This is a genomic window from Paraburkholderia sp. A3BS-1L (assembly GCF_051125215.1).
Taxonomy (GTDB): Bacteria; Pseudomonadota; Gammaproteobacteria; order Burkholderiales; family Burkholderiaceae; genus Paraburkholderia.
The window spans coordinates 170,952-195,920 of the sequence record NZ_CP120443.1 but is presented as its reverse complement, the minus strand read 5'-3'; the positions used below and the strand labels follow the sequence as shown (position 1 = coordinate 195,920).

Here is a 24,969-nt window from a genome sequence, read left to right as displayed (position 1 = left end):
TGCTTCCTCGAGGATGGAGTCGCGCCGATCCTCGCATGCACCCGCACTGAAGTAAATTCGGGCGCGCCCGCCTTACTTCCTGTCGATCGAGAACTTCCCCGGACCTGCCACGGCGAGTGCGATCAGGCCGCCCGCGATGCTCATGTTCTTGTAGAAGTTGATCATGTTCGCCATCTGCTCCATGCCGGTCATGGTCCAGAAGTGATGGCCGATGAACGCGGTGGCGACAGTGTAGATCGCCAGCAGCACGGCCAGCGGTCGCGTGAAGAAGCCCACGAGCAGCAGGATGCCCACCACGAGCTCCATGACGACCGCGATGACGGCCGAGAGCATCGGTATCGGCGCGCCTTCGTGCGCCATGAAGTCGACGGTGCCGGCAAACCCGGTGATCTTGGACCAGCCGAACAGGATGAAGAGCGAGGTCAGCAGGACGCGAGAGACGAGCAGGGCGAGGTCGTTGCCCTGGCCGAAGAGGTTGTATCGCATTGTATTTCTCCGAAGACGTTGAAGCGGGTTGTTTGTTTTGTTGCCCGTGTCGGCCGCGCGGCCCGCCGCCTGGCGGCGGCCGCGCTAGCACTGATTACGACCAGAGTTCCGACACCTCGATATTACGCAGATCGAACACCAGCACCTCGGCATCGTGTCCGTCGCTGAAGGTCAGCTCGCGCTCGGAGCGGATCCGCGCGCCGTCGCCTTCGCCCAGCTCCACGCCGTTGACCTTCACGCTGCCGCGCGCCACGTGCACATAGGCGTAGCGGTCCGCGCCGATCTCGAGCGTTGCGCTCTGCGCGCCGTCGAAGCGGCCCGCATAGACCCGCGCGTCCTGGCGCAGCTCCAGCGACTCGGCAGCGCCGTCCGGCGAGAGAACCAGGCGCAGCTTGCCACGCTTTTCCGCATCCGCAATGTGCTTCTGCTGATAGCGCGGCTGCGCGCCCTTCACGTTCGGCGCAATCCAGATTTGCAGGAAGTGCACCGGCTGTTCGGCCGAGTGGTTGAACTCGCTATGCGCGACGCCGGTGCCCGCGCTCATCAGCTGTACGTCGCCGGGGACGATCACCGAGCCGGTGCCCATCGAGTCCTTGTGCTCCAGCCCCCCTTCCAGCACGTACGAGAAGATTTCCATGTCGCGGTGCGGATGCTTGCCGAAGCCGCGCCCCGGGGCCACGCGGTCGTCGTTGATCACGAGCAGGTCCGAGAAGCCGATCTGCTTCGGGTCGTAGTAGTTCGCGAACGAAAACGTGTGGCGCGAGCTGAGCCAGCCATGTTCGCCGCGGCCGCGTTGGTCTGCTTTGCGAAGTTCGATCATGTTCGTTTCTCCGTTGGTTCCGATGTTCGGTTGCGATGGAGACAGTTTAGGTCAACCCATGCGATACGGAGCGTCGTAAAATACGACTCACTGTCATATTGAAGTGGACAATCGCCATGCAACTCGATGACATGCGGATCTTTGTCAGCGCCGTGGAGGCGGGCAGCTTCACGGCGGCGGCCAACCGGCTGCGGCTCTCGAAGCAATTCGTGAGCCGCCGCGTGGCCGCGCTGGAAGCCGATCTCGGCGCGCGGCTGCTGGTGCGCAATACGCGCAAGCTGGCCGCGACGGACCTCGGCCAGGAGTTCCACGAGCGCGCGAAGCGCATCCTCGCCGAGGTGGCCGACACGGAGCAGGCCATGTCGGCGCGCCGCTCGGAGCCGCGCGGCCTGCTCAAGGTGAGCGCGCCGATGTCGTTCGGCATGGCGCATCTCTCGCCGCTCGTCGCCGAATTCCTGCGCGCGCATCCCGACGTGCACTTCGACATGGACCTGAGCGACCGCAGCGTCGACGTGATCGGCGAGGGCTTCGACATGGCGCTGCGCATCGGAAGGCTCTCCGATTCCACGCTGATCGCCCAGAGGCTCATCGACGTGCGCATGATCGCCTGCTGCAGCCCCGGCTACCGGCGCCGGCACCGCGAGCCGCAAACGCCCGCCGATCTCGCGCAGCACGCCTGCCTGCCATACGGGCAGCAGGGGCGCGCGTCGTGGGACTTCATGATCGACGGGGTGCGCACGCCGTTCGAGGTGCGCGGGCCGCTGCGGGCCAACAACGGCGAGGTGATTCGCGATGCAGCGGTGGCGGGCCTTGGCATTTGCTATCTGCCGGACTTCATCGTGGCAGGATCGGTTGATGCGGGGTTGCTGGTGGAGGTGCTCGAAGCGTTCATGCCGCCGCCCAACGCGCTGCACGCGCTGTATCCGCAGCACCGCGAAGCTTCCGTGACCATCCGCGCATTTACGCAATTTCTGCGCGAACGTCTGGCAGCTCGCGCGGCAACTGCGCGCGGCGGTGCGCTTTGATGCGCAATCCGCGGGGATTCGGCGCGCCGGTCTTGTGATTTGCCGGTTGCGCCCGCATCTAGAAGATTGCCGCCCCGGCGGCACTGCCCGGTATATCGGGCAGATGAGGTGGGATGTCGCAATTTCGTTGTATGCTCACCGCCCCGAGGGTTGCTCACGCTGCCTCGATGCGGGCGTGGAACGCCGTGCTGGCGGGCTTGGAGGCCCAATCAGGGCTTTCTATGAGGCTCGATAGACATGGTTTATCCCGGCGATCAATGTAATCAATTTTTCAAATGGCCGTGATTCCCGTAATCTACGTCCATCCCTTTCCAACCCAGAGCGAGGAAACAACTGATGTCTCTCATCAACACGCAAGTCAAGCCGTTCAAGGCCACCGCATTCCACAATGGCAAGTTCGTTCCGGTCTCTGAAGAGAACTTCCTGGGCAAGTGGTCCGTGGTCGTGTTCTACCCGGCCGACTTCACTTTCGTGTGCCCGACCGAACTCGGCGATCTGGCCGACCAGTACGCGGAATTCCAGAAGCTGGGCGTTGAAATCTACGGCGTGTCGACCGACACGCACTTCACGCACAAGGCATGGCACGACACGTCGGAAACCATCGCCAAGATCAAGTACCCGCTCGTCGGCGACCCGACCGGCGCGCTCACGCGCAACTTCGACGTGATGATCGAAGAAGAAGGCCTGGCACTGCGCGGCACGTTCGTGATCAACCCGCAAGGCGAGATCAAGCTGTGCGAAATCCATGACAACGGCATCGGCCGTGACGCCAAGGAACTGCTGCGCAAGGTTCAGGCTGCCCAGTACGTTGCGGCTCACCCGGGCGAAGTGTGCCCCGCCAAGTGGACGCCGGGCGCTGAAACGCTCAAGCCGTCGCTCGACCTCGTCGGCAAGATCTAAGCGTCGATGTTCGATGCGGTCGCCCTGACCGCATGACGCTGAAAATCGCACTGAGCTGCACAACCGGGCCGTACCCTCGCGGCTTGCGGCCCGGAAGCCTTGCTGCAAAGCTCAAAAGGCTTTGTTATCGCGAGGCATTAGTTAGCATTCCAACGCTTCTTCTCCAGCAGGAAAAAAAACGCCATGCTCGACGCCAACCTCAAAGATCAACTCAAAAACTACCTCGAAAAAGTCACGCAGTCGATCGAGATCGTTGCGTACCTGGATGACGGCGAGAAGTCGCAAGAGCTGCAGCAACTGCTGCAGGACATCGCATCGCTTTCGGATCGCATCGCGTACGAAGAACGCCGTGGCGCCGCAATTGGCGACGCGCGTACCCCTTCGTTCGAGATCAAGCGCGCGAACTCCGACGTCAAGGTGACGTTCGCGGGCATTCCGATGGGCCATGAATTCACGTCGCTCGTGCTGGCGCTGCTCCAGGTGGGCGGCCACCCGGTCAAGCTCGAGAACGAAACGATCGAACAGGTGAAGGCGCTCGACGGCGCGTTCTCGTTCGAAGTCTATATGTCGCTGTCGTGCCAGAACTGCCCGGAAGTCGTGCAGTCGATCAACGCGATGGCCGCGCTCAACCCGAACGTGCAGATCGCCACGATCGACGGCGCACTGTTCCAGGACGAAGTCGAGCAGCGCAAGATCATGGCCGTGCCGACCATCTACCTGAACGGCGAAGTGTTTGGCCAGGGCCGCATGGGCGTCGAGGAGATTCTCGCGAAGCTCGACACTGGCGCCTCGGCGCGTGCAGCAGAAAAGCTCAACCAGAAAGATATTTTCGACATGCTCATCGTCGGCGGCGGCCCCGCTGGCGCAGCGGCCGCGATTTACGCGGCGCGCAAGGGCATTCGCACCGGCGTGCTGGCCGAACGCTTCGGCGGCCAGGTGCTCGACACGATGTCGATCGAGAACTTCGTCTCGGTGCAGGAAACCGACGGGCCGAAGTTCGCCGTGGCGCTCGAGCAGCACGTGCGCGCCTACGACGTCGACATCATGAACCTGCAGCGCGCCGAAGCGCTCACCGCCGTCGGCAACGGCTTTGAAGTGCGCACCGCGAGCGGCGCGAGGCTGCGTGCGAAGAGCGTAGTGCTCGCCACGGGCGCGCGCTGGCGCAATGTGGATGTGCCTGGCGAGCAGGAGTACAAGAACAAGGGCGTGGCGTACTGCCCGCACTGCGACGGCCCGCTTTTCAAGGGCAAGCGCGTGGCCGTGATCGGCGGCGGCAATTCGGGCGTCGAGGCGGCCATCGACCTCGCGGGCATCGTGAGCCATGTGACGCTGCTCGAATTCGGCGCACAACTGCGTGCGGACGAGGTGCTGCAACGCAAGCTGCGCAGCCTGCCGAACGTCACCGTGCACGTGAATGCGCAGACCACGGAGATTAGCGGCGATGGCCAGAAGGTCACCGGCCTCGCGTATCTCGACCGCAACACGGGCGAGAAGCATCGCGTCGAACTCGAAGGCGTGTTCGTGCAGATCGGCCTCGTGCCGAACACCGAATTCCTCAAGGGCACGGTGGCGCTTTCGAAGCATGGCGAGATCGAAGTGGACGCGAAGGGCCAGACCTCGGTGCCGGGCGTGTTCGCCGCCGGCGACGTGACGACGGTGCCGTTCAAGCAGATCGTGATCGCCGTGGGCGAGGGCGCGAAGGCCTCGCTGAGTGCGTTCGACTATCTGATCCGTTCGTCGGTGGAGCAGGAAGAAGAAGCGGTTGCGTAAATTTGCCTGCGAAGGCATGCAGCATCATGGAAAACGCCGGCGTCTACTCAGATCGCCGGCGTTTTTTCGTGCGTTTTCTTTCGTCTAGCCGTTGAGCCGTTGTCGTGCGGACACGGCTGCTCACGCGGCCAGACGCTGCAAATCGGTCAGTTTCACGTGCTTCGCGGCCTCTTCGAGATCGTAGTCTGTCTGCAAGCTCATCCAGAACTGCGGCGTCGTGCCAAAAACGAAGGACAGCCGCAGCGCCGTGTCGGCAGTGACGCTGCGCTCACCATGCACGATCTCGTTAATGCGGCGCGGTGGAACGCTCATGGCGCGGGCCACTGCGTTCTGGCTCATTCCCATGGGCGTCAGAAACTCTTCCTGGAGGACGACGCCGGGATGCACGTTCGCGAGTTTTTTCATAGTCTGCGCCTCGGTTAATGGTAGTCGACGATTTCGACGTCGTATGCGTTTCCATTGCTCCAACGAAAGCACACGCGCCATTGATCGTTGATGCGGATACTGTCCTGTCCGGCTCGGTCACCCTTCAACAGCTCAAGCCTGTTCGCTGGCGGGATGAGCAAATCCGCAAGATCATGCGCCGCATGAAGCATGCGCAGCTTGCGGCGTGCGATCTGCTGCATTTCAGCAGGCAGCCGCCTCGATCGCTCGCCAGTCCAGATGAGTGCAGTTTCGCGGTCTTCAAAGTTTTGGATCGCCATGCGAAAGCATAACGCCACGCATCATATGACGCGCGGCGTTATGGTTGTCCAGATCTGCCTGAAGTCAAGCGATACCCACAAATTGCGGCGTCTCACTCCCGCTCACGTTGCGCAGTCACTCATTCCTGCACGAGCGAGTTGCGATACGAAAACCCGACTGCCGGATCAGCATGCTTCTGGCGATGCGCGTTGCGCAGCGGCTTGAGCACGAACACGGCCAGCAGTGCGGAGAGCGCCGCCATGCCCGAGGCGAGCATGAACACGGCGTGCCAGCTTCCGGTAGCCGCGGTGATCACGCTGGAGAACGGCACGAGCAGCGCAGCGGTGCCTTTCGCGGTGTAGAGCAGACCGGCGTTGGTCGCCGCGAACTTCGGGCCGAAGGTGTCGCCGCAGGTGGCGGGGAAGAGACTGTAGATCTCGCCCCACGCAAAGAACACGATACCCGTGAGCACGACGAAGGCAACCGGGCTGTGCCCGTAGCGCGAGAGCAGCACGATGCCGACGGCCTCCACGGCGAACGCGACGAACATCGTGTTCTCGCGGCCGATGCGGTCCGAGACCCAGCCGAAGAACGGCCGCGTGAGGCCATTGAGCACACGGTCGATGGTGAGCGCGAAGGTGAGCGCGGGCAGCGTGAGGCCGAGCAGCGAGACCGGCGCGTCGTGCAGGCCGAAGTCCTTCGCGATCGGGCCGAGCTGCGCGGTCGCCATCAGGCCGCCGGCGGCCATCATCACGAACATCGCGTACATCACCCAGAAGATGGGCGAGGCGATCACCTCGCGCGGCCTCGCGTTATAGACGGCGCTCACACCTTGCGCGGCGTGTTTCGCGGCTTCGCCGATGGCGCGCTTTGCGGCGGCGACGCCATGCGAAGCCGGCGCCGCGAGCGCGAGGCCGAGCACGAGCACGACGATCCCTTGACCGAGACCGAACCAGAGGAACGTCGCCTCATAGCCGCTGCTCTTGATCATGTTGGCGATGGGCACGACGGTGGCTGCCGATCCTGCGCCGAAGCCCGCCGCCGTGATGCCGGCCGCGAGCCCCCGCCGGTTGGGGAACCACTTGAGCGCATTGCCGACGCAAGTGCCGTACACGGCACCCGCACCAAGCCCGCCCACGGCCGCCGCGACATAGAGCAAGGGCAGCGACGAGGCGAACGAGTTGAGCACCCAGGCGATTGCGCACAGCAGCCCGCCGCCGACCACCACGGGGCGCGGGCCATACTTGTCGACGAGCCAGCCTTCGACCGGCACGAGCCAGGTTTCGGTGACGACGAAGATCGTGAACGCGACCTGAATCGCCGCGCGTCCCCAGTGGTACTTCTCGTTGATCGGATTGACGAACAGCGTCCAGCCGTACTGCATGTTGGCGATCATCGCCATGCAGATTACGCCGAACACGAGCTGAACCCATGGCGACGCAAAGCGCGACGCCCCTCCTTGCCGATGCTCCATCAGTGTCTCCTTGTTGATGTTCCGCGAGGCCGTTTTTGCGTCTGGTTGCGGCCTTGTATGCTGTCGTTTTGCTGACAGTCGTTTACACAATATGTGATATATCAACGGAGTCAAGAGAAAGCAGTCTCAGTGTTTCCACTAACGTGGGACATTGATGAGCAGGCTTTTTGGAAGCTTTAAATCGATGCCGAAAAAGCAAAAAAAAGCCCGCAGGACAAGGCCTGGCGGGCTGAGTCATGTGCGAGATAGTGGAGATCGCGACATGTGATGCCGTTATAGATGAAAGTTTTTTGTAATGAAAGAAGAATTTTTCTAAAGCCTTTCATTCAGATGCGAGTGAAAGGTTTGAGGCCTTTGAGCGGGCGAGCAGCTCACCCGCGCGCCGCAATCTCCTTCTTCCACCCCGCGATGATCTTCGCCGCGAGGGCGTTGTAGTCGCCATCGAAGTGATGGCTGCCGCCCGTCTTCACAAGCTCGATGCCGGTGTTCGCGAGCGCCGGGCACAACGTGTCTTTTTCATCGGCGCCATAGACGCATTGCACGATCGCGGGCGGCACCTTCGCGAGTTCTGGGCGCACCTGCAGCGCCTTCTCGCTCGCGGGCATGCCGAGCCAGCCCGTCACGCGGATCTGGAAATCGGCGTCGGGCGCGAAGCCGAGCAGCGACATGTACGAGACCTTCGCGCGCAGAGCGTCGGGCAGGCGGTTGTAGGCGAACGGCATCACGTCCGCGCCGAACGAATAGCCCACCAGCGCGATGTGCTTCGCATGCCAGCGCGCGGCGTAGGTGTTGAGCACGCGCGCGAGGTCATGGCTCGTTTGTGCGGGGCTCTTCTCGCTCCAGAAGTAACGCAGCGCGTCCCAGCCGATCACCGAAATACCCTGTTTTTGCAGGGCTTCCGCAATGGTTTTGTCGAGATCGCGCCAGCCGCCGTCGCCGGAAATCACGACTGCGAGCATGTCGGTCGGATGCGCGGCGGGCAGCTCGACGAGCGGCAGATCCGACACGTCTTCCTCGCTCTCCGTCTGCACGCGCAGATGCGGTGCGGTGAGCGCGACGAGCTTGTCGGCATCGGAGAGGTTCGCGGCAAATGCGTGCGGCGCCGGGTGAGTGGCGCCAGTCTCTGCGGGCAATTTGGTTGCATTAGCAACGGTCGTTGCGCCTTGCTCGAAGAAGCCGGGCAGGCCGTTGCCGCGCGACAGCGTAGCGTCGGCGGGGCAGGGCGAGAAGCGTGCGTCGAGCTGCGCAGCGGGATCGAGCGACACCGCGCCCGCCATCGTGTTCGCGGGTGCTTGCGAGAGCATGCGTTGCGCGACGAGCGCGCCCTGGCCGCTGCCGATCGCGATCGGCGCGAAGTACTGGTTCGATGCCTGCTGGCGTTCGAGTTGATGACTGAGCGCTTCGGCGTCGCCATAGAGCTTGTGGCAGGTCTCGTTCTTCACCGCCGCGAGATTGCTTGCGTAGCGCTCCGTATCCACGCCCACGACCAGCGCGCCGTGTTGCGCGAGGGCGTCGGCGCGCGTCTGGTCGGCGGCGCTCCAGTGCTTGCCCGCCGAGAACAGCACGGCAAAGCCGCGCATCGCGCCGGTGGGTTTGGTCACGGCGACATCGCCGTAGCGGCCGCCCGAGACGCGTGCGGGCACGGGGTGTGACGGCGCGCCTGTTTCGGTTGCGTTGACCTGAACCGCGCAGAGCGCGAGCACGGCGGCGCCCGCCGCAGCGCCCGCGAGGCGCGGCAGCGAGAAAGTACGAAAATTCATGAGCGCCAGCCTCCTGCCAGCAACGAAAGATCCGCGAGGGTGATGAACACGCTGATCGAGCCCGATGCAGCCAGATAACGCGGTTCCCAGCGCGGCGCGAACTTGTTCTTGAAGCCGCGCAGCCCCCGGAAGTTATAGAACTTGCCGCCGAAGCGCCAGATCAGCCCGGCGAGGCGGTGCCACGACGAAGCGAGCGGCGTCGGCCCCATGCCGGCGAGCGGCGCCATGCCGAGCGACAGCGATTGATAGCCGGCGCCCTTCAGATGCAGCGAAAGTTGCGTGAACAGATACTCCATCGCGTAAGGCGACGCGCCCGGCAGATGGCGCATGACGCCGACCGTCGCATCGGTGTTGAGGTCGGTCGTCATGAAGGTCACGAAAGCGAGCGGCGCGCCGTTCTGGCGCACCAGCAGCACGTGTTGCGCGGCGAGGTAGTCGTCGTCGAAGGCGGCCACCGAGAAGCTCTTCTCGCGCACGTCGCGCTCCTCGAGCCACGCGTCGGAGATCGCGCGCAGCACCGGCAGGCTGTCGCTCATGCGCGCAGGATCGATGTGCTCGAACGTAAAGCCGTCGCGTTCGCCGCGCTTGAGCGCATAGCGCAGATGGGCGCGCTGCGGTCCCTTGAGATCGAACTCCTGGAGCATCACGCGCGCTTCCTCGCCGAGCTTCATCAGCGTGAGGCCGGCGTCGAGATAGAGCGGCAGGGCGTCGGCGCGAACCTGATAGAACGCGGCGCGGCCGCCGTGCGCGTGTGCGAGCGAGACGAACTCGCGAATCAGCGCGGGCCATTCATTGCGCGGGCCCACCGGGTCGTGCAGCGCGGCCCACGTGCGCCCGCGCTTCGCATACATGAGGAACGCGTTGCGCGAGGACGAGAACAGGAAGCTCTTGTCGCCCATGAGCGCGAGGCCTGCGTCGCTGCGTTCCTGCGCGCGCACGATGCGCGCGGCTTCGGCCAGATCCTCGCTCGCGGGAATCACGAAGCGGCCCGCGGCCGGACGCAGTAGTTGCCACGACGCGAGCGCCGCTGCGAACACGCCCGCGCCGAGGGTCGCGCGCAGCGCGCGCGGCGCGCGTTCGTCGAACGCGAATTGCCACCAGAGATGCTGCGAATACTCGACATCGCGGAAGGCGAAGAACAGCACCCACACGGCGAGCGCGATCACGCAGCCCACCGAGGCGAGCCACGCGGGTGTGAAGGGTTCGGCGAACAGCGACGAATGACGGTTGAAGCGGCGGCGCGTGGTGAGCAACAGCGCGATCAGCACGCACAGCACGCCGGCTTCGACGAACGCGAGGCCCTTGGTGAGCGAGAGCGCGAGGTTGGCCACCGCGAGCATGAGAGCGAGCCACCAGGCGGCGTCGAGTCGGCGCAGCAGGCCGCGCGCGACGAACAGCAGCAGCACGCCGAACAGGCTGCCGAGCAGTTGCGAGCTTTCGAGCACCCAGAGCGGGATGAAATTCTGCAGGAGTTCTATGCGCTTGGTGAACGCGGGCGTGGCGCCCGAGATCACGAGCATGCTGCCGGTCACGAAGGTGACGATGGCGAGGAACAGCGGGGCGAGCTGCGAGACGCCATGGACGCCGCGCCTCGCGAAGTCCGTGTTGAGCGGATTCTTGAGCGCGCGGCCTTCGAACGCGGCGAGCAGCGCAGCCGAGAGCGCGAGCGGCGCGCCGAAATAGATCGCGCGATAGGCGAGCAAGGCAGCGAACACTTTGGGGCCCGGCACGCTCTCGCCGAGTGCGAACACCATCGCCGCCTCGAACACGCCGATGCCGCCGGGCGTGTGGCCGATCAGGCCGAGCAGCATGGCGACGCTGTAGACGGTGAGGAAGTCGGCAAAGCCGATATGCGCGTGCGGCATCACCGACCACAGCGCGAGGCCCGCGCCGACCACGTCAAGCGCTGCGAGCAGCAACTGTGCGACGAGGTCGCGCCGCGCGGGGACGGTGAAGCGCAGCCAGGCGCGCTTGAACGGCGCGGCTTCGCGCGCCTCGCTGGGGCAGGCCGCGATGAGCCCCGCGCCGAGCGCGAGCACCACGCCGCCGATCCAGCGCAGCGCTTCGGGCGAGAGGTGCAGCAGGCCCGTGAGCGTGTCGGCGGCGCCGACCATGCCGAGCGCGCTCATGAGCGCGAGGGCGAGCGCGAGCGTGACGCTCGTGAACACCGTCATGCGGCCGACTTGCGCCGCCGTGACGCCCGCGCCGCCGTAGACGCGGCAGCGCACGGCGCCGCCCGTGAGCGCGCCGAAGCCCGTTACGTTGCCGAGCGCCGAGCCGGCGATGGCGCCTACCCACAGCGCACTGCGCGAGACGCGCGCGCCGAGGTAGCGCAGGCCGACCGCGTCGCGGCCCACGAGCGCGACGAAGCTGATGGCGGTGGCGCCGAGCGCGCCGGTCCATTGCGCCGGGCTCAGGTGCCAGAGCTGGCGAATGACCGAGCGGTAGTCGACGGACTGCGAGAGGTGCTGAAACACCAGCAGCAGCAGCGCGCAGATGCCGATGGCGAAGGCCGGCGCCACGAAGCGCTGCAGGCGCAACGCGCGGGCGCGGCGGCGCAACGCCACGGCGGCGGGGCGCGCAATGCGCGAAGGGGGCGATTCAAACATGGGTTGACCTGGCGATTCTCCGATGCCGCGCGGGCGCCGTGGTTGGCGTCTTCAGGGCGGCATCGCATAGTGTTTGTCGATGGGTCCGGCGGTTGCGCGTTGCCGCGGCAGGCAGCGCAAGGGGCCGTGGGGCTGGCCTTTACGGCGAGCCAAACCGTAAACGTTTGGTAAATGACTGGTAAAAAAACAAACGCGCGGAGCGACCTGATGGTTGACCCCGTGCCCGAGAAACATCGAGGGAAGTCTCAAAGGGCCGGATAATCCAAAGAGCGGAGCGGGGCATTGTATCGTTCGCAACCCAATGATGTTTACGGCCGGATTGGGTCCTTTCTGAAACCACTGTGACCAATTCGAGACACGCTTTTTAATTCTTTTACTTCGGGTGTCGGTGGAGGTAGTCTGATTCGGTCACCTGCTGTTTGACTGCGGAAGTTCGACTGCGTCGGCGTTGCATCGGGCCTGAGTGAGTGCTTCAGCACATACTCAGGCCGACAGGAGAAAGACGTGAAACGACTCGCCCTGACTTCGCTTTCGTTCGTCGCGCTCGGCGCCGCCGGCGTCGCGCATGCGCAGACCAGCGTCACGCTGTACGGCACCCTCGACACGTCCATTACCTACGTCAATCACGCCAACGGCAACAAGAATCTCTGGGCGCTCGGCAACAGCAGCTACGGCAATCTGTCGGGTTCGCGCTGGGGCCTCAAGGGCGCCGAGGATCTGGGCGGCGGCCTCAAAGCCATCTTTCAGTTGGAGAGCGGCTTTAATCCGTCGACGGGGGCGTTGGGCCAGGGCGGCCGCCTGTTCGGCCGCCAGGCATACGTGGGCCTGACGGCAGCGCAGTACGGCTCGCTCACGCTCGGGCGCCAATATGACCCGGTGATCGACCTTGTTCAGGGCATCACCGAGGACAACTACCTGGGTTCCGTATTCGCGACGCCCGGCGACGTCGACAACTATGACAACAGCTTCCGCGTCAACAACGCCGTCAAATACACCACGCCAGTCTGGAACGGCCTGCAGGCCGCCGCCATGTATTCGTTCGGCGGCATCGCCGGCTCGACGGGGGCCGAACAATCGTATTCGGCGGCGGTGGCGTACAACCGCGGACCTGTCTCGCTCGCGGGTGGCTACTTCTACGCGGCCAACAGCCAGGCGGGCAGCGGCATCCGGACCACCGGATGGAGCAGCACCTCGGACGGCACCTTCGACAGTTCCATCAACCGCGGCTATGTGAGCGCTCACTCGCTTTCCATTGCACGCGCGGCGGCGCAATACTCGCTCGGCCAATTCACCTTCGGGCTCGGATACAGCAACGCGCAATACGCGCCGGACGGCAGCTCGGTATTCCACGGCACCGAGAAGTACAACACGGGGCAGGGCTTCATGAACTATCACCTGACACCGGTGCTCCTGCTCGGCCTCGGCTATGCCTATACGCATGCCAATGGCGACACGAACGCAAATTACCACCAGGTGTCGATCGGCGCGGATTACAGCCTTTCTAAGCGCACCGACATCTACATGACGGCGGGCTGGCAGCACGCAAGCGGCGACCAGGGCGACGGCCTGGGCGGCTCGATGCCAGCCGAGGCGTCGATTGGCTCGTACGGCTATAACGGCACGGCGACGCAGACCATGTTCAATCTGGGCCTGCGGCACAAGTTCTGACGCGTCACGGTGCTTGATGAAGGTCGGGAGCGCTGCATGGGCGGCGCGTCCGGCCTTTTTTCAGGGTGGCTGCGGCGGGCTCGATGCGGCGTCCACCCATACTGCGGCGGGCGCCGGCGCCCGCCGGACTCGTCGAGGCCGCTAACGGGCAAGGCGGCGTGCCGTGAGCAATGCGAACCAGTTGACGCAACGCCCGGCGGCGCTCCGCACCGTTGCAAACGGCGGCCGCCATGCGCTCGTGAGCGTCACGCACGCAGCGGCGCCCGGCGCGGCGGCGCTTGGTGCGGCGGAGTTTCCGGCGTCTACGCTAAGCCAGAGGCGTTCGCCGCGATAGACCCGCAGCGTTTCGCCCGGATTCAGCCAATAGTCGTAAGGCGAGCGTGCGCGCGTGAGCCAGATACGCGCGCCGCGGACGTGCAGTGTCCCGTCCGCGCGCACGCGCCATGTGAATGTGCTGGCCTCGGGCACGGCAAAGTGGATTGACAGGGCTGGCAGCACCTCATCGTGCGCGAAGGCGGCGAAGGGAGTGAAAGCACGGAAAGCACCAGAAGCGCCTTCCCGATCGGCCTGCTGCGAAGCGGAATCCATCGTGTTCTCCATGATGAGAAGCCGACGGACGGGACACAGTCACACAAAAAACAACAGCCCCGTCGATGCCGGCGGGGCTGTGATTTGCGTACGACAGACTGGACTACCCGGATTGCTCGTCCGCACACATTCCCCATGCCATGCCTTTGGGCATATGCCACGGGTGATTCATCGCGTTCGCGTGGATGAAGGTGACGGATGTGTGCATGGGTCGAGTGTGCGGGGGCACGCTTGCACTGTCAACAAGATTTGTAGGACAAGTCGTACTCGACGGTAGGGAATCGATGTTCGCAACCGCTTCGCCTGGTTCCCGGTCCGTCGTCGCGCCCCTTGTCGCGCGCGCCGGTTTCCGTCAGGATGGGCTCTTTTCTCATGCGGAACGATTTTGGCGGTCTGAGGACTCGGAGAGACGTGCTGCAGAAAGACAAAAGAGTGAATATTTGTATCTGATATACCACATACGAAATATTGATTTTTGTGGCGCCGCAGCATATGATTGAGTCATTCGATGATTCAATCTTGTGGAGCTTCAAATGGATTTCATATCTCTCGCAGTCTTCGGTTTGTCAGTTGTCGGCTTAGGCGTGGCGGCAACGGTTATGATCGCCAAATGGCTGCCGCGGGCGGCCATCGAGCAGGCGGCCGAGCATGGCCGTTTTGTCGGCCTCGGCGTGGCGCCGCGCGCGAAGCTGGACTTGCATGCGGAGCGCCGCCCGCTGGTCGGCGTGCGAGTTGTTAAAGAGGCAATGAATGTCGTCAGAACACACTGAAGCAGTCGCTACCCGGGAAGCCGCGTCGCTCAAGCTGGCGCTGCAGCCCATCAACGCCACGCTGAGCCTGCGCGATCAGGCTTACGCGATGTTGCGCCAGGCCATCGCCGACGCGGATATCTACCAGACACGCGAAGAAATCCGGCTGGACGAGCGCGTGCTGAGCGAGACGCTTGGCGTGAGCCGCACGCCGGTGCGCGAGGCCATGACGCTGCTGGAGCAGGAAGGCTTCCTGCGCATGGTGCCGCGTCGCGGCATCTATATCGTGCGCAAGAGCAAGCGCGAGATCGTCGAGATGATCCAGATGTGGGCCGCGCTCGAAAGCATGGCGGCGCGCCTCGCGACGATCCACGCAACGGACGCGGAAATCGCGAAGCTGCGCCACATGTTCGACAATTTCCGCGACAGCACGCCGGCCGAGCATATCGCCGAGTATTCGGACGCCAACATCGCGTTCCATCAGGCCATCGTCGAGCTTTCGAAGTCGCAGTTGATCCTCGATACGATCAAGAACATCTTCGTGCACGTGCGCGCTATCCGGCGCATGACGATCTCGCAGAGCGACCGGGCATCGCGCTCGATCGTCGATCATCTGCGCATTATCGAGGCGCTCGAAAAGCGCGATACCGAGCTTGCAGAGCGGCTCGTGCGCCAGCATTCGCTCGATCTTGCGGCTTACGTCGAGAAGCATTGCGATTTTCTGGACTGAGCGCAGCAGGGCAGTCATTCACTTGAGAAAGGCGGGCGACCATAAGGTCGCCCGCTTTTTTTGCTTGGGCGGCGGTCATCGTGGGCGAGGAAGGCGAGGAGGCCTGCCGGCGAGACTTTATGCGCATCAAGGCAGGACGCCCAATCCCGCGCACGGAATCTGAAATATCTCGGCACTATCGACTCGGGGTTTTCCCTTGCTCCTTGTACGCCAAAACTGCATAAATTCCTTCAAAACCTTGCCAGGTAAGGATTTCGGCTGATTCAACCTGCATTTGCACGCGGTAAATCCCCTCTTGCTTCGTTGTGATATATCACATACTGTATTGAACAAGGACGCAGCAAAGCAGCAACCGCGGACGCCCAGGCGCTCCCGCAGTCCACCGATTTTTCGAAACTCGCCCGGCCACGACTAACCAAGGGAGACATGACATGGGCAAGGCACTGGATGGGGTGCGCATTCTCGATTTCACGCATGTGCAATCGGGCCCGACCTGCACGCAATTGCTTGCATGGTTCGGCGCCGACGTCATCAAGGTAGAGCGCGCCGGCGCTGGCGACATCACGCGCGAGCAGCTGCGGGACATCCCCGACGCGGACAGCCTGTACTTCACGATGCTCAACGGCAACAAGCGTTCGGTCACGCTCGACACGAAGAATCCGCAAGGCAAGCGCGTGCTCGAGCGGATGATCCGCGATTGCGACGTGCTCGTCGAGAATTTCGCGCCCGGCGCACTGGAGCGCATGGGCTTCAGCTGGGAGCATATCCAGACCCTCAACCCGCGCATGATCGTGGCTTCGGTGAAGGGCTTCGGCCCGGGCCCCTACGAGGACTGCAAGGTCTACGAGAACGTCGCGCAGTGCGTGGGCGGCGCCGCCTCCACCACGGGCTTCGACGACGGCCCGCCAGTCGTCTCCGGCGCGCAGATCGGCGACAGCGGCACGGGCCTGCATCTCGCGCTCGGCATCGTCACGGCGCTGTATCAACGCACTCACACCGGGCGCGGGCAGAAGGTGCTGGCCGCCATGCAGGACGGCGTGCTCAACCTGTGCCGCGTGAAGTTGCGCGACCAGCAGCGGCTCGATCGCGATGGCGTCATGAAGGAGTATCCGCAGTACCCGAACGAGAGCTTCGGCGACGCCGTGCCGCGCGCGGGGAACGCCTCGGGCGGCGGCCAGCCGGGCTGGATTCTCAAATGCAAGGGCTGGGAGACCGATCCGAACGCGTATATCTATTTCATCGCGCAGGCGCCCGTGTGGGACCGCATCTGCAAGCTGATCGGCCGCGAGGAATGGATCGACGATCCGCTTTACGCCACGGCCAGCGCACGCCTGCCGCATCTCAAGGAGATCTTCGCCGAGATCGAGCGCTGGACCATGCATCGCACCAAGTTCGAAGCGATGGCGGTGCTCAATCGCCAGCACATTCCGTGCGGCCCGATTCTTTCGATGAAGGAGATTGCCGCCGACGAATCGCTGCGCGCAACCGGCACGATCGTCGAGGTCGACCATCCGGTGCGCGGCAAGTACCTCACGGTCGGCAACCCGATCAAGCTCTCGGACAGCGCCACCGAGGTCACGCGCTCGCCGCTGCTGGGCGAGCACACGGACGAAGTGCTCGCCGAATTCGGCTACAGCGAGGCGGATATCCGTTCGCTGCGCGCTTCGGGCGCGATCTGAACTGCCGGTATGTGAAGCAGCACGCGAAGATCGATGCGGGCGCAACGATGCGCCCGTGCCCATGAACGACTGAATCTTTGAACCGACGGACCGCGCGGCGCCAGCGTGCCGCGCGCCACGCAACGATGGAGCGAAGCATGGACACATGGATGCGCTTGATGGCGAACGACGGCAGTATCGTGTTCGGCCGCGTAGAGGACGGTTATCTGCATGAATACGAAGGGCTCGATCAACCGGTGCCCACCGGCGCAGTGCTCTCGCTGCGCACGCTCACGCCGCTCGCCCCCTGCACGCCGGGCAAGGTCGTGGCGCTCTGGAACAATTTTCATGCGCTTGCGTTGAAGCTCGAAAAGCCGGTTCCGGAGCATCCTCTCTTTCTGATCAAGCCGAAGGAGTCGGTGATCGGATCGGGCGTGCCGATTCGCCGGCCCGCTCACTATGCGGGAAAAATCGTCTTCGAAGGCGAACTGGGCGTCGTGATCGGCAAGCGTTGCCGCAATGCGAGTCTTGCCGAGGCAGAGGACGCGATCTTCGGCTACACGATCGTCAACGACGTGACCGCGGCGGGCCTGCTCGCGGAAAATCCGCACTTCCCGCAATGGTGCCGCGCTAAAGGTTTCGATACATTCTGTTGCCTGGGGCCTGCGATCGTTTCGGGTTTCGACTGGCGCAGCGCGCGCGTCGTGACGCGGCTCGATGGCGTGGAGCGGCAGAACTATCCGCTCGACGACATGGTGTTCACGCCCGCGCAGCAAGTGAGCCTGATTTCGCAGGACCTCACGCTCGAACCCGGCGACGTGATTGCGTGCGGGACATCGTTGGGCGTGGGCTCGATCGGCGATGGCGCGACGGTCGAGGTCGCGATTGAAGGCATCGGCACGCTGGTGAACGCCTTGGGTGCGAAAGCCGGCGCCGCGCAGGATCCGGCGCACGCGGGCCGCGAGGCGATAACAGCGGCGTAGCCGGACAAGCAGTCCGGGACCAGCAGGAGAACGCTCGCGCGTGTCGCGCGATGCACGACATGATGCATTGCGCGACGAGACGAACGATTGGGTCGCAACGAAAGGCGCGCCGCAAGCAGGCATTCGAAGCGCGAACGGATTACGTGCGCGGCATGAGTGCCGCGTGCGAGGAGGAGAGATGCCGGAGCAACTGGCAGGCGACGTGGCATGGCTTGGCGGCAGCCTGCTGTACGCGTGGCTTGCATGTGTATTTGCACAATTGGCGGCGCTCGCGCCGGCATGGGCGCGGCGCGCGCCCGAGCGCGCGAAGCCGCGCTGCAAGCATGCGCGCGAGGTGGCGCCACGGGTGCGCACCGCGCTCGCCATATCGTTCGCACTGCTACTGACGGTGCCGCCGGGCTTGCTGGCGGCGCTGGTTGCGTACCGGCCCGATGCGGTGGGCGCTGCGGAATGCGGCGTGCTTGCCGGTTTATGGCTGGGTGCGCGGCACAACCTCGCGAAGCGCGCGCGGGCCACCGCAGTGGCGGGCTGCGTGGTGAGCGCGGTGTCCATGGGCGTCTGCCTTGTCAGCTTCCTGATGATGCCGGCGCTGTCCACTTCGGGGCGCGCTGCGCTTTACGTCACGGCAACGCTGGGCGCGCTGCTCGCTGGCGCGGCCGCGAGCGCGTTCGCATATGGCGCAAGTGTTGGCATGAGCGGCGGCGCAGGCATGAACGAGCGCCGCCGCTTGCCATTCCGGCCGGGCGATTGTGTGGTGCATGCGATTGCGTTCGTTCTGTTCGCGATACTGGGCTACGGCTTTGCGGCGGTGCGCATTCTGGCCTCCGCCGAATTAGGGCTTTCCGTGCTGGTGGCCGCCTGCGTGCTGGCCGCCGCATTCGGCGTGCGTCTCATGGGCGGCGCGCGCCTCCCGGTTGCGCCGCGTCCGGGCATCGTGCGTGCGTCTGCCGGTGAGCAGGCCGACGCGGACGCGCGGATCGCGTCGAAACCGCCTGCTCGATCCCGCTTCGCAGGCGTGCCCAGTGTCTGGCTCGCGGCGGCTTGCGGCCGCTGCGCGCTCGAACCCGCGAGTCTCGACCTCTGGCTGGCGGACTGCGAACCACCGTTCGAAACGCCCCGCACGCTGCATCACGCCTCGCAGGACTTGCCGCGCCGCAGACGCAATCGCAGCCGCGAGGGCGCGCTCAGGCTGCGCCAGGGGCTGCACCACGGATTGCACTGAGGCAACCCGTTCAACAATTCGGGGGGGAAAGGAGCAAACGATCAGGCTTGCCTGATAGTTGCCCCTTGAGCCATCACGTCTTACTTATGCAGTGACGACTCGGACACCCGGGTGATGTCTTCGATGAGCTGTTTGCCTTCCTCGAGCAGGAAGCGCTTGAAGGCGAGCGCGACCGGCGGCAGGCGCTTGTTCTTGCGGTGCACGAGGTACCAGTTGAGCATTACCGGGAAGCCCTCGACGTCGAGCACCGTGAGGTGTCCGACCTGCAATTCGAGGCTGACCGTGTGCGCCGAGAGAAACGCGATGCCCATGCCGGCGATCACGGCCTGCTTGATCGTCTCGGTGCTCTGGATCTCCATTGCGATCTTCAGGTTCGTGATCTTGCCGGCAAACCCTTCCTCCATCGAATTCCACGTATCCGAGCCGCGCTCGCGCACGATGAACGCCTCGTTCGCGAGTGTGCTCAGCTTGATGTTGCGCTTGTTCGCCAGCGGGTGCGAGGGCGCCGCCACGATCACGTAGGGGTGCGGGGCGAAGGCTTCGTTGATGGCATCGGTCGTGTGCGGCGGGCGCACCATGACCGCCAGATCGGTCTGGTTGGTCGAAAGCTGCTGCAGCAATTGCTCGCGGTTGTGCACCGAGAGATTGAGCTGCACGCCCTTGTAGCGGCGCGTGAATTCGGCGAGCAGGCGAGGAAAGAAGTAGTCGCCCGCGCTGATCACGGCCACGTTGAGCTTGCCGCCGGAGATGCCCTTCAGCTGGCTCATGGCCTCGTCGACTTCATGGAACTGCTGAATGATCGCGCGGCTGTAGTGCAGCATTTCCGAGCCGGCAGGCGTGAGATAGATCTTCTTGCCGAGCTGCTCGAACAGCGGCAGGCCCGCGTGGTCCTCGAGCTGCTTGACCTGCGTGGAAACCGCCGGTTGCGTGAGATGAAGCTCCTCGGCGGCACGCGAAAAACTGAGGTGGCGCGCCACGGTCTCGAAGACTTTCAACTGGCGCAGCGTGGCGTTTCGCATGGTCATGGTCGAACCATAAAGGATACTGAATCAACATAATAACAAACTTTAATTATGAGTAATCGAGTAATCACCCTAGCATGAGTTGAAAGGCGTTCGAATGCCGTGCTTTGACATGCGGGTTAACGCCTGGAAAAGCGATAAATAGCGGGAAAACCCGTAATAAAAGGTGGCTTGACGTACTTCTCAGGCACTTTATGAATTCGCGGAATGAAAGGGGAATTACGTATTTTCATTCGAATTTTTATGTGCCGATGAGAATAAAAATAAGCAGTAAATTAGGGTGGATTCGAAGTCTATAAGTCGATGTTTATGCAAGCCGGAAGAGCGGCTGCAATTCTTGATCGGATAGTGGAGACAACCGAGATGAATGCAATCAGTCAAAGGAGCGAAGGTGGTCCGTTTTGGACGAACCGCTGGGGTCAACTGGTGGTGGGCATGCTATGCATGGCGCTCGTTGCCAACCTGCAGTACGCGTGGACGCTCTTCGTCGCGCCCATGAACGCACGCCATCATTGGGGCGAAGCCTCGATTCAGCTGGCGTTCTCGATCTTCATCCTGACTGAAACCTGGCTCGTGCCGATCGAAGGCTGGCTCGTCGACAAGTTCGGCCCCCGCCCGGTCGTCATGGGCGGCGCGGTGTGCGCAGGCCTCGCATGGGTGCTTTACTCGTATGCGACCACGCTGCCGATGCTCTATGCAGGCTCGGTGCTCGCGGGCATCGGCGCGGGCGGCGTGTATGGCACCTGCGTGGGCAATGCGCTCAAGTGGTTCCCGGACCGTCGGGGTCTCGCAGCGGGCCTGACCGCGGCGGGCTTTGGCGCGGGTGCGGCCGTCACCGTGATCCCTATCGCGAACATGATTTCGCGTTCGGGCTACGAGCACACGTTCTTCTTCTTCGGCATCCTGCAGGGCGTGGCGATTCTCGTGCTCGCGCTGCTGCTTGTGAAGCCCGCACCGCGCGCCGCCATGGCAGCGGGCCGCCGCCTCGTCTCGCGCGTCGACTACACGCCGGGGCAGATGGTCAAGCAGCCGGTATTCTGGGTCATCTACGTGGCGTTCGTTGCCGTTGCCGCGGGCGGCCTGATGGCGACCGCGCAGATCGGGCCGATCGCGAAGGACTGGGGTCTTGCGCGCATGCCGATGACCGTGTTCGGCGCGACGCTGCCGCTGCTCACGCTCACGCTGTCGATCGACAACATCTGCAATGGCTTCACGCGTCCGCTGTGCGGCTTCATCTCCGACAAGATCGGCCGTGAGAACGCCATGTTCTTCATCTTCGTGGGTGAAGGCCTCGCGCTGCTCGGCATGATGGAGTACGGCACGAACCCGTATGCGTTCATCACGTTCGCCGCGCTCATCTTCCTGTTCTGGGGTGAGATCTTCTCGATCTTCCCGGCAATCTGCGCCGACACCTTCGGCAGCAAGTACGCCGCAGCCAACGCAGGCACGCTCTATACCGCGAAGGGCACGGCCGCACTGCTCGTGCCGGTGGCCTCGGTGCTCTCGGCAGCGGGTGGCTGGAGCGCGGTGTTCATCGCAGCGGCGATCATCACGATCGCAGCGGGCATCGGCGCGAAGTTCATCCTCGCGCCCATGCGCCATCGCCTGATCGAGCGCAGCGACGAGCATTCCGCCTCGCTCTCGGCAAATCCGGCTGGCCTGCAGACCGGCGAATGAGCCGCGAATATACGCTGACACGGGCCAGACCATGTCGATGAACGTTTCGCTGCAGCAACTCAAGGTATTCGTCGCGGTCGCGCGTGAGCGCAGTTTCACGCGTGCCGCGCGCGAATTCGGGCTCACGCAGTCGGCGGTGAGCCGCTGCGTGCGCGATCTCGAAGAGGCCATCGATCTGAAGCTGTTCGATCGCACGACGCGCCAGGTCGAACTCACGCTCGCAGGCAGTGGGTTCGAGCGGCGCATCGGGCGCTTGCTCGACGAGATCGAAATGGCGTTGAACGAAGGCCGCGACGCGCATCATGAATATAGCGGCGTCGTACTCGTGGCGAGCAATCCAGCGCTGTCCTCAGGCTGGGTTCCCGCCGCGTTCGCACGTTGTGCGGCGGCGTTTCCTTCGTTGACGCTGCAATTGCGGGACTTGCCGCAAGCCGCCGTTTTGCAGGCCGTCGAGCAGGGCGAAGCCGATTTCGGCGTGATCGCCGAAGCCATGCCGTTCACGAGCGCCAACTTCGAGATGCAACCGCTTGCCGCCACGCCGTTGTGTGCCGTGCTGCCCTCGCATCATCCGCTCGCGCTGCAAGGAGCGCTGCGCTGGGACGAACTCGCGCGCGAGCCGCTTTTCACGCTCAATCGCGATGCAGGCTGCCATGGCGCGGTGATGCGCGCGCTCCAGGGGCTGCGGCCCGAGGGACGTCCGGTTCAGGAGCTTGCGCATGTCGAAGGCGTCGCGCGCATGGCGCAACTGGGCATGGGCATCGGCATTCTGCCCATCAGCGACGACGGCGCGCGCGCGAAGCACGGCGACGCATCGGGCGCGGCGTGCCATTGGCCGGTGCCGGCGGGACCGCTCGTCGCGCGCGTGCTGCAGCCGGTCGTGATGGTGAGCACGATGCTCGTGCGGCGCCGCAATCGCTCGTTGCGTCCTTGCGCTCAAGCCGCGTGGTCACAGTTCGCCGCGGACGGCCAGATTGCAGAAGACCACGCCGCCACCGCATCGACGCATGTCACGCACGACGCCCGCGTCGCGCCGCGTTTCGAACGCGAAACCGCCGTGCTCGCGCGCATCGGCTGACTTCTTTCGGGCGCTCCTCGCGAGCGCTTTTCCTTTCTCTTTCGTGTTTCAAATGCAAAACGGGCCGCGCTTTTCGAGCGCGGCCCGTTTATTTCACGCTACTTATTTTCAGGCCGCCCGTTGCGCCATGCGTTCGCGCTGCTTGATGAGCGCGAGCACAGTGTCGATGGCCGGCGTGGCTTCGCCCACGAGTTGCCCCATCTCCTGCACGACGGTCAGCAACGGATCGATTTCCATCGGCCGGCGCTGTTCCAGATCGACGAGCATCGAGGTCTTGTGCGCGCCCACCGCGCCCGCACCGTTGATGCGCCGCTCAACGTCGACGCGGAAATTCACGCCGAACCGCTCGGCAATGCGCTGTGCTTCGAGCATCATCGTGCGCGCGACGGCGCGCGTGGCCGGGTCTTCGGTGATGATGTCGAGCGTGGCGTGCGTGAGCGCGCTGATCGGATTGAAGCAGAGATTGCCCCACAGCTTGAGCCAGATTTCGTCGCGGATGTTCTCGCGGATCGGCGCGTCGAAGCCGGCGGCCGTCATGACTTCGTGCAGTTGCACGATGCGCGAGGTCCGCTCGCCCGACGGCTCGCCGATCGGAAACTTCTTGCCGTACACGTGACGGATCACACCCGGTTCTTCGATTTCGGCGGCAGGGTAGAGCACGCAGCCAATCGCGCGCTCGGGCCCGAGGCGCGTCCATTGCGAGCCGTCCGGGTCGATGCTTTCGAGCCGCGAGCCTTCGAACTTGCCGCCGTGGCGGTAGAAGTACCAATAGGGAATGCCGTTGGTGCCCGTCACGATGGCAGTGTGCTTGCCGATGAGCGGCTGCATCGAATCGATCACGCCCGCCACCGAATGCGCCTTGAGCGTGATGATTACTACGTCCTGCACGCCCAGCTCGCGCGGATCGTTCGTACAACGGACCTTGGCGACGTACTCCTCGCCGTCCATCAACAGACGCGCGCCGCGTTCGCGCATGGCGGCCAGATGCGGGCCGCGTGCGACGAAGCTCACGTCGGCGCCCGCGCGGGCCATCTGCACGCCCATCATGGCCCCAATGGCGCCCGCTCCAAAGATGCAGATCTTCATGGATTCCCCCAATGACGTTGAAAACCGCGTGCCCGCGCGCGATGCGAGTGACAGGGTGATTCAGGCCACTCGCCGCACGCGCAGGCGATGGTTCGAGCATAGGGGCTGCCGTCGATTAACGACAGTTAAAGTTTGTCGGCGCAATCATCAGGAAAACATTATGGACTACGTGTTTTCCCGGGGTTTGCAGCGATTTCGCGAGATCAGCAGGGCTTGGGGCGGGCGTGGATCAGGCACGGCGGACCAGCAGGAAGCTCATGCCAATGATGCCCAGAAACGCGCCGCACGCGCGATTGAACCAGCGGCGCACGCTCGCGCGCGTGAGCCAGCGGCCCAGGTACATGCCTGCGAGCGAGTAGAGCGCGATGGCCACGCATTCGAGCACGAGAAAGCTCGCGCCCAGCACGGCGAATTGCGGCAGCATCGGCTTGGCGACGTTGACGAACTGCGGCAAGAACGCGGTGAACACGAGGATCGCCTTCGGGTTGCCCGCCGCCACGAGGCACTCGCGCCGGGCGATGCGCGCGAGCGTGGCGTCGTCGTCGAGCTTCATGCCGATCGGGGCGGCGTCGCTGCGCCAAAGCTGCACGGCGAGCCACATCAGGTAGGCCGCGCCCGCGAGCTTGATCGCGAAGAAAATGGCTTCCGACGCGCGCAGCACGAATGCGAGCCCGGTTGCCGCGAGCCCGATCATCGCCGCGAATGCGACCAGCCGGCCCGTGCCGCCCACGAGCGCGCGCATGAAGCCGTGGCGCGCGGCCACGTTGATCGACAGGAGATTGTTTGGCCCCGGCGCCATATTGAGCGCGAAGCAGGCGGGCAGGAAAAAGAGCCAGGCAGTGAGGGACATGATCGGGATTCGGCACGGTGCGCGCGCCCAGTGGCGCATTGCGCGATTCTAGCGCGAAGCGTATCCGCCACGGGCCGCGAAATCGCGCGCCGGTCCGCTTGCGCAAAAAAGGGCCGCACGCTTAAATACGCCA

At 64.1% G+C, this 24,969-nt stretch carries 22 protein-coding genes; 11 read left to right on the top strand and 11 right to left on the bottom strand.

Going from position 1 to position 24,969, the window contains the following annotated elements; translation table 11 throughout:
* Positions 1 to 72: 72 nt before the first annotated feature.
* Complete coding sequence (locus P5W99_RS16125) at positions 73 to 486, bottom strand: DoxX family protein (protein WP_421026185.1); 414 nt, start codon at positions 484 to 486, stop codon at positions 73 to 75.
* A 94-nt stretch (positions 487 to 580) separates the two neighbouring features.
* On the bottom strand, positions 581 to 1,306 hold the full coding sequence (locus P5W99_RS16120; protein WP_421026184.1) for a pirin family protein: 726 nt from the start codon (positions 1,304 to 1,306) through the stop codon (positions 581 to 583).
* 116 nt (positions 1,307 to 1,422) lie between these two features.
* On the opposite strand from P5W99_RS16120, the gene P5W99_RS16115 reads away from it, so the two are divergent.
* From P5W99_RS16115 to ahpF, 3 genes are all read left to right on the top strand, one after another.
* The gene (locus tag P5W99_RS16115) at positions 1,423 to 2,331 is read left to right on the top strand and encodes a LysR family transcriptional regulator (protein WP_421026183.1); all 909 of its coding nucleotides are present in this window, start codon (positions 1,423 to 1,425) and stop codon (positions 2,329 to 2,331) included.
* 336 nt (positions 2,332 to 2,667) lie between these two features.
* Entirely contained in the window at positions 2,668 to 3,231 is a 564-nt protein-coding gene (gene ahpC / locus P5W99_RS16110) for an alkyl hydroperoxide reductase subunit C (protein WP_035527993.1), read from the top strand.
* A 183-nt stretch (positions 3,232 to 3,414) separates the two neighbouring features.
* Positions 3,415 to 5,001, top strand: coding sequence for an alkyl hydroperoxide reductase subunit F (gene ahpF, locus P5W99_RS16105; RefSeq protein WP_421026182.1), 1,587 nt, complete (start codon positions 3,415 to 3,417; stop codon positions 4,999 to 5,001).
* Between the two features lie 120 nt (positions 5,002 to 5,121).
* Here the strand turns inward: ahpF and P5W99_RS16100 are convergent, their stop codons facing one another.
* The 5 genes from P5W99_RS16100 to mprF form a co-directional block, all read right to left on the bottom strand.
* Positions 5,122 to 5,406: a HigA family addiction module antitoxin gene (locus P5W99_RS16100; RefSeq protein WP_421026181.1), complete on the bottom strand. Its 285-nt coding sequence runs from the start codon at positions 5,404 to 5,406 to the stop codon at positions 5,122 to 5,124.
* Between the two features lie 14 nt (positions 5,407 to 5,420).
* A complete protein-coding gene (locus P5W99_RS16095; protein ID WP_421026180.1) occupies positions 5,421 to 5,705 on the bottom strand; it encodes a type II toxin-antitoxin system RelE/ParE family toxin in 285 nt (94 codons plus the stop codon).
* Positions 5,706 to 5,824: 119 nt separating this feature from the next.
* Positions 5,825 to 7,159 carry an oxalate/formate MFS antiporter gene (gene oxlT / locus P5W99_RS16090; RefSeq protein WP_421026179.1) on the bottom strand — a complete coding sequence of 445 codons (1,335 nt, stop codon included), beginning with the start codon at positions 7,157 to 7,159 and terminating at the stop codon, positions 5,825 to 5,827.
* Positions 7,160 to 7,530: 371 nt separating this feature from the next.
* Positions 7,531 to 8,919, bottom strand: coding sequence for a virulence factor family protein (locus P5W99_RS16085; protein WP_421026178.1), 1,389 nt, complete (start codon positions 8,917 to 8,919; stop codon positions 7,531 to 7,533).
* Entirely contained in the window at positions 8,916 to 11,528 is a 2,613-nt protein-coding gene (mprF, locus tag P5W99_RS16080) for a bifunctional lysylphosphatidylglycerol flippase/synthetase MprF (protein WP_421026177.1), read from the bottom strand. The genes P5W99_RS16085 and mprF overlap by 4 nt, the downstream gene beginning before the upstream one ends.
* 504 nt (positions 11,529 to 12,032) lie before the next feature.
* Here mprF and P5W99_RS16075 point away from each other — a divergent pair.
* On the top strand, positions 12,033 to 13,196 hold the full coding sequence (locus P5W99_RS16075; protein ID WP_421026176.1) for a porin: 1,164 nt from the start codon (positions 12,033 to 12,035) through the stop codon (positions 13,194 to 13,196).
* Between the two features lie 141 nt (positions 13,197 to 13,337).
* Here the strand turns inward: P5W99_RS16075 and P5W99_RS16070 are convergent, their stop codons facing one another.
* Positions 13,338 to 13,784: a DUF2917 domain-containing protein gene (locus P5W99_RS16070; RefSeq protein WP_421026175.1), complete on the bottom strand. Its 447-nt coding sequence runs from the start codon at positions 13,782 to 13,784 to the stop codon at positions 13,338 to 13,340.
* Between the two features lie 533 nt (positions 13,785 to 14,317).
* Here P5W99_RS16070 and P5W99_RS16065 point away from each other — a divergent pair.
* The 5 genes from P5W99_RS16065 to P5W99_RS16045 all read left to right on the top strand — a co-directional run bounded on the left by P5W99_RS16065 (position 14,318) and on the right by P5W99_RS16045 (position 19,126).
* Positions 14,318 to 14,554: a hypothetical protein gene (locus P5W99_RS16065; protein ID WP_421026174.1), complete on the top strand. Its 237-nt coding sequence runs from the start codon at positions 14,318 to 14,320 to the stop codon at positions 14,552 to 14,554.
* Positions 14,535 to 15,263, top strand: coding sequence for a GntR family transcriptional regulator (locus P5W99_RS16060; protein ID WP_421026173.1), 729 nt, complete (start codon positions 14,535 to 14,537; stop codon positions 15,261 to 15,263). Before P5W99_RS16065 ends, P5W99_RS16060 begins: the two co-directional genes overlap by 20 nt.
* 431 nt (positions 15,264 to 15,694) lie before the next feature.
* Positions 15,695 to 16,942, top strand: coding sequence for a formyl-CoA transferase (gene frc / locus P5W99_RS16055; RefSeq protein ID WP_421026172.1), 1,248 nt, complete (start codon positions 15,695 to 15,697; stop codon positions 16,940 to 16,942).
* Positions 16,943 to 17,079: 137 nt separating this feature from the next.
* Positions 17,080 to 17,904 carry a fumarylacetoacetate hydrolase family protein gene (locus tag P5W99_RS16050; RefSeq protein WP_421026171.1) on the top strand — a complete coding sequence of 275 codons (825 nt, stop codon included), beginning with the start codon at positions 17,080 to 17,082 and terminating at the stop codon, positions 17,902 to 17,904.
* A 178-nt stretch (positions 17,905 to 18,082) separates the two neighbouring features.
* The gene (locus P5W99_RS16045; RefSeq protein WP_434663778.1) at positions 18,083 to 19,126 is read left to right on the top strand and encodes a hypothetical protein; all 1,044 of its coding nucleotides are present in this window, start codon (positions 18,083 to 18,085) and stop codon (positions 19,124 to 19,126) included.
* 80 nt (positions 19,127 to 19,206) lie between these two features.
* Here the strand turns inward: P5W99_RS16045 and P5W99_RS16040 are convergent, their stop codons facing one another.
* Positions 19,207 to 20,151 carry a LysR family transcriptional regulator gene (locus P5W99_RS16040; RefSeq protein WP_421026169.1) on the bottom strand — a complete coding sequence of 315 codons (945 nt, stop codon included), beginning with the start codon at positions 20,149 to 20,151 and terminating at the stop codon, positions 19,207 to 19,209.
* A 360-nt stretch (positions 20,152 to 20,511) separates the two neighbouring features.
* Between P5W99_RS16040 and oxlT (P5W99_RS16035) the strand changes: the two genes are divergently transcribed.
* Both oxlT (P5W99_RS16035) and P5W99_RS16030 read left to right on the top strand, forming a co-directional pair.
* A complete protein-coding gene (oxlT, locus tag P5W99_RS16035; RefSeq protein WP_421026168.1) occupies positions 20,512 to 21,825 on the top strand; it encodes an oxalate/formate MFS antiporter in 1,314 nt (437 codons plus the stop codon).
* A gap of 31 nt (positions 21,826 to 21,856) precedes the next feature.
* On the top strand, positions 21,857 to 22,900 hold the full coding sequence (locus tag P5W99_RS16030; RefSeq protein ID WP_421026167.1) for a LysR family transcriptional regulator: 1,044 nt from the start codon (positions 21,857 to 21,859) through the stop codon (positions 22,898 to 22,900).
* Positions 22,901 to 23,008: 108 nt separating this feature from the next.
* Here the strand turns inward: P5W99_RS16030 and P5W99_RS16025 are convergent, their stop codons facing one another.
* Positions 23,009 to 23,986, bottom strand: a complete 978-nt coding sequence (locus tag P5W99_RS16025) for a 2-dehydropantoate 2-reductase (protein ID WP_421026166.1) — start codon at positions 23,984 to 23,986, stop codon at positions 23,009 to 23,011.
* A 229-nt stretch (positions 23,987 to 24,215) separates the two neighbouring features.
* Positions 24,216 to 24,836 (bottom strand): LysE family translocator, encoded by a 621-nt coding sequence (locus P5W99_RS16020; RefSeq protein WP_421026165.1) that lies wholly within the window; start codon positions 24,834 to 24,836, stop codon positions 24,216 to 24,218.
* Positions 24,837 to 24,969 lie beyond the last annotated feature (133 nt).

Bases quoted from the DNA above. Each gene is read 5' to 3' on its own strand.
- P5W99_RS16120 (WP_421026184.1), bottom strand. From the start codon at position 1,306: ATGATCGAACTTCGCAAAGCAGACCAACGCGGCCGCGGCGAACATGGC.
- oxlT (WP_421026168.1), top strand. From the start codon at position 20,512: ATGAATGCAATCAGTCAAAGGAGCGAAGGTGGTCCGTTTTGGACGAAC.
- P5W99_RS16025 (WP_421026166.1), bottom strand. From the start codon at position 23,986: ATGAAGATCTGCATCTTTGGAGCGGGCGCCATTGGGGCCATGATGGGC.
- P5W99_RS16030 (WP_421026167.1), top strand. From the start codon at position 21,857: ATGTCGATGAACGTTTCGCTGCAGCAACTCAAGGTATTCGTCGCGGTC.
- P5W99_RS16095 (WP_421026180.1), bottom strand. From the start codon at position 5,705: ATGGCGATCCAAAACTTTGAAGACCGCGAAACTGCACTCATCTGGACT.
- P5W99_RS16040 (WP_421026169.1), bottom strand. From the start codon at position 20,151: ATGACCATGCGAAACGCCACGCTGCGCCAGTTGAAAGTCTTCGAGACC.
- P5W99_RS16060 (WP_421026173.1), top strand. From the start codon at position 14,535: ATGTCGTCAGAACACACTGAAGCAGTCGCTACCCGGGAAGCCGCGTCG.
- P5W99_RS16065 (WP_421026174.1), top strand. From the start codon at position 14,318: ATGGATTTCATATCTCTCGCAGTCTTCGGTTTGTCAGTTGTCGGCTTA.
- ahpC (WP_035527993.1), top strand. From the start codon at position 2,668: ATGTCTCTCATCAACACGCAAGTCAAGCCGTTCAAGGCCACCGCATTC.
- P5W99_RS16045 (WP_434663778.1), top strand. From the start codon at position 18,083: ATGCCGGAGCAACTGGCAGGCGACGTGGCATGGCTTGGCGGCAGCCTG.
- P5W99_RS16020 (WP_421026165.1), bottom strand. From the start codon at position 24,836: ATGTCCCTCACTGCCTGGCTCTTTTTCCTGCCCGCCTGCTTCGCGCTC.
- mprF (WP_421026177.1), bottom strand. From the start codon at position 11,528: ATGTTTGAATCGCCCCCTTCGCGCATTGCGCGCCCCGCCGCCGTGGCG.
- oxlT (WP_421026179.1), bottom strand. From the start codon at position 7,159: ATGGAGCATCGGCAAGGAGGGGCGTCGCGCTTTGCGTCGCCATGGGTT.
- P5W99_RS16100 (WP_421026181.1), bottom strand. From the start codon at position 5,406: ATGAAAAAACTCGCGAACGTGCATCCCGGCGTCGTCCTCCAGGAAGAG.
- P5W99_RS16050 (WP_421026171.1), top strand. From the start codon at position 17,080: ATGGACACATGGATGCGCTTGATGGCGAACGACGGCAGTATCGTGTTC.
- P5W99_RS16125 (WP_421026185.1), bottom strand. From the start codon at position 486: ATGCGATACAACCTCTTCGGCCAGGGCAACGACCTCGCCCTGCTCGTC.
- P5W99_RS16085 (WP_421026178.1), bottom strand. From the start codon at position 8,919: ATGAATTTTCGTACTTTCTCGCTGCCGCGCCTCGCGGGCGCTGCGGCG.
- ahpF (WP_421026182.1), top strand. From the start codon at position 3,415: ATGCTCGACGCCAACCTCAAAGATCAACTCAAAAACTACCTCGAAAAA.
- frc (WP_421026172.1), top strand. From the start codon at position 15,695: ATGGGCAAGGCACTGGATGGGGTGCGCATTCTCGATTTCACGCATGTG.
- P5W99_RS16070 (WP_421026175.1), bottom strand. From the start codon at position 13,784: ATGGATTCCGCTTCGCAGCAGGCCGATCGGGAAGGCGCTTCTGGTGCT.
- P5W99_RS16115 (WP_421026183.1), top strand. From the start codon at position 1,423: ATGCAACTCGATGACATGCGGATCTTTGTCAGCGCCGTGGAGGCGGGC.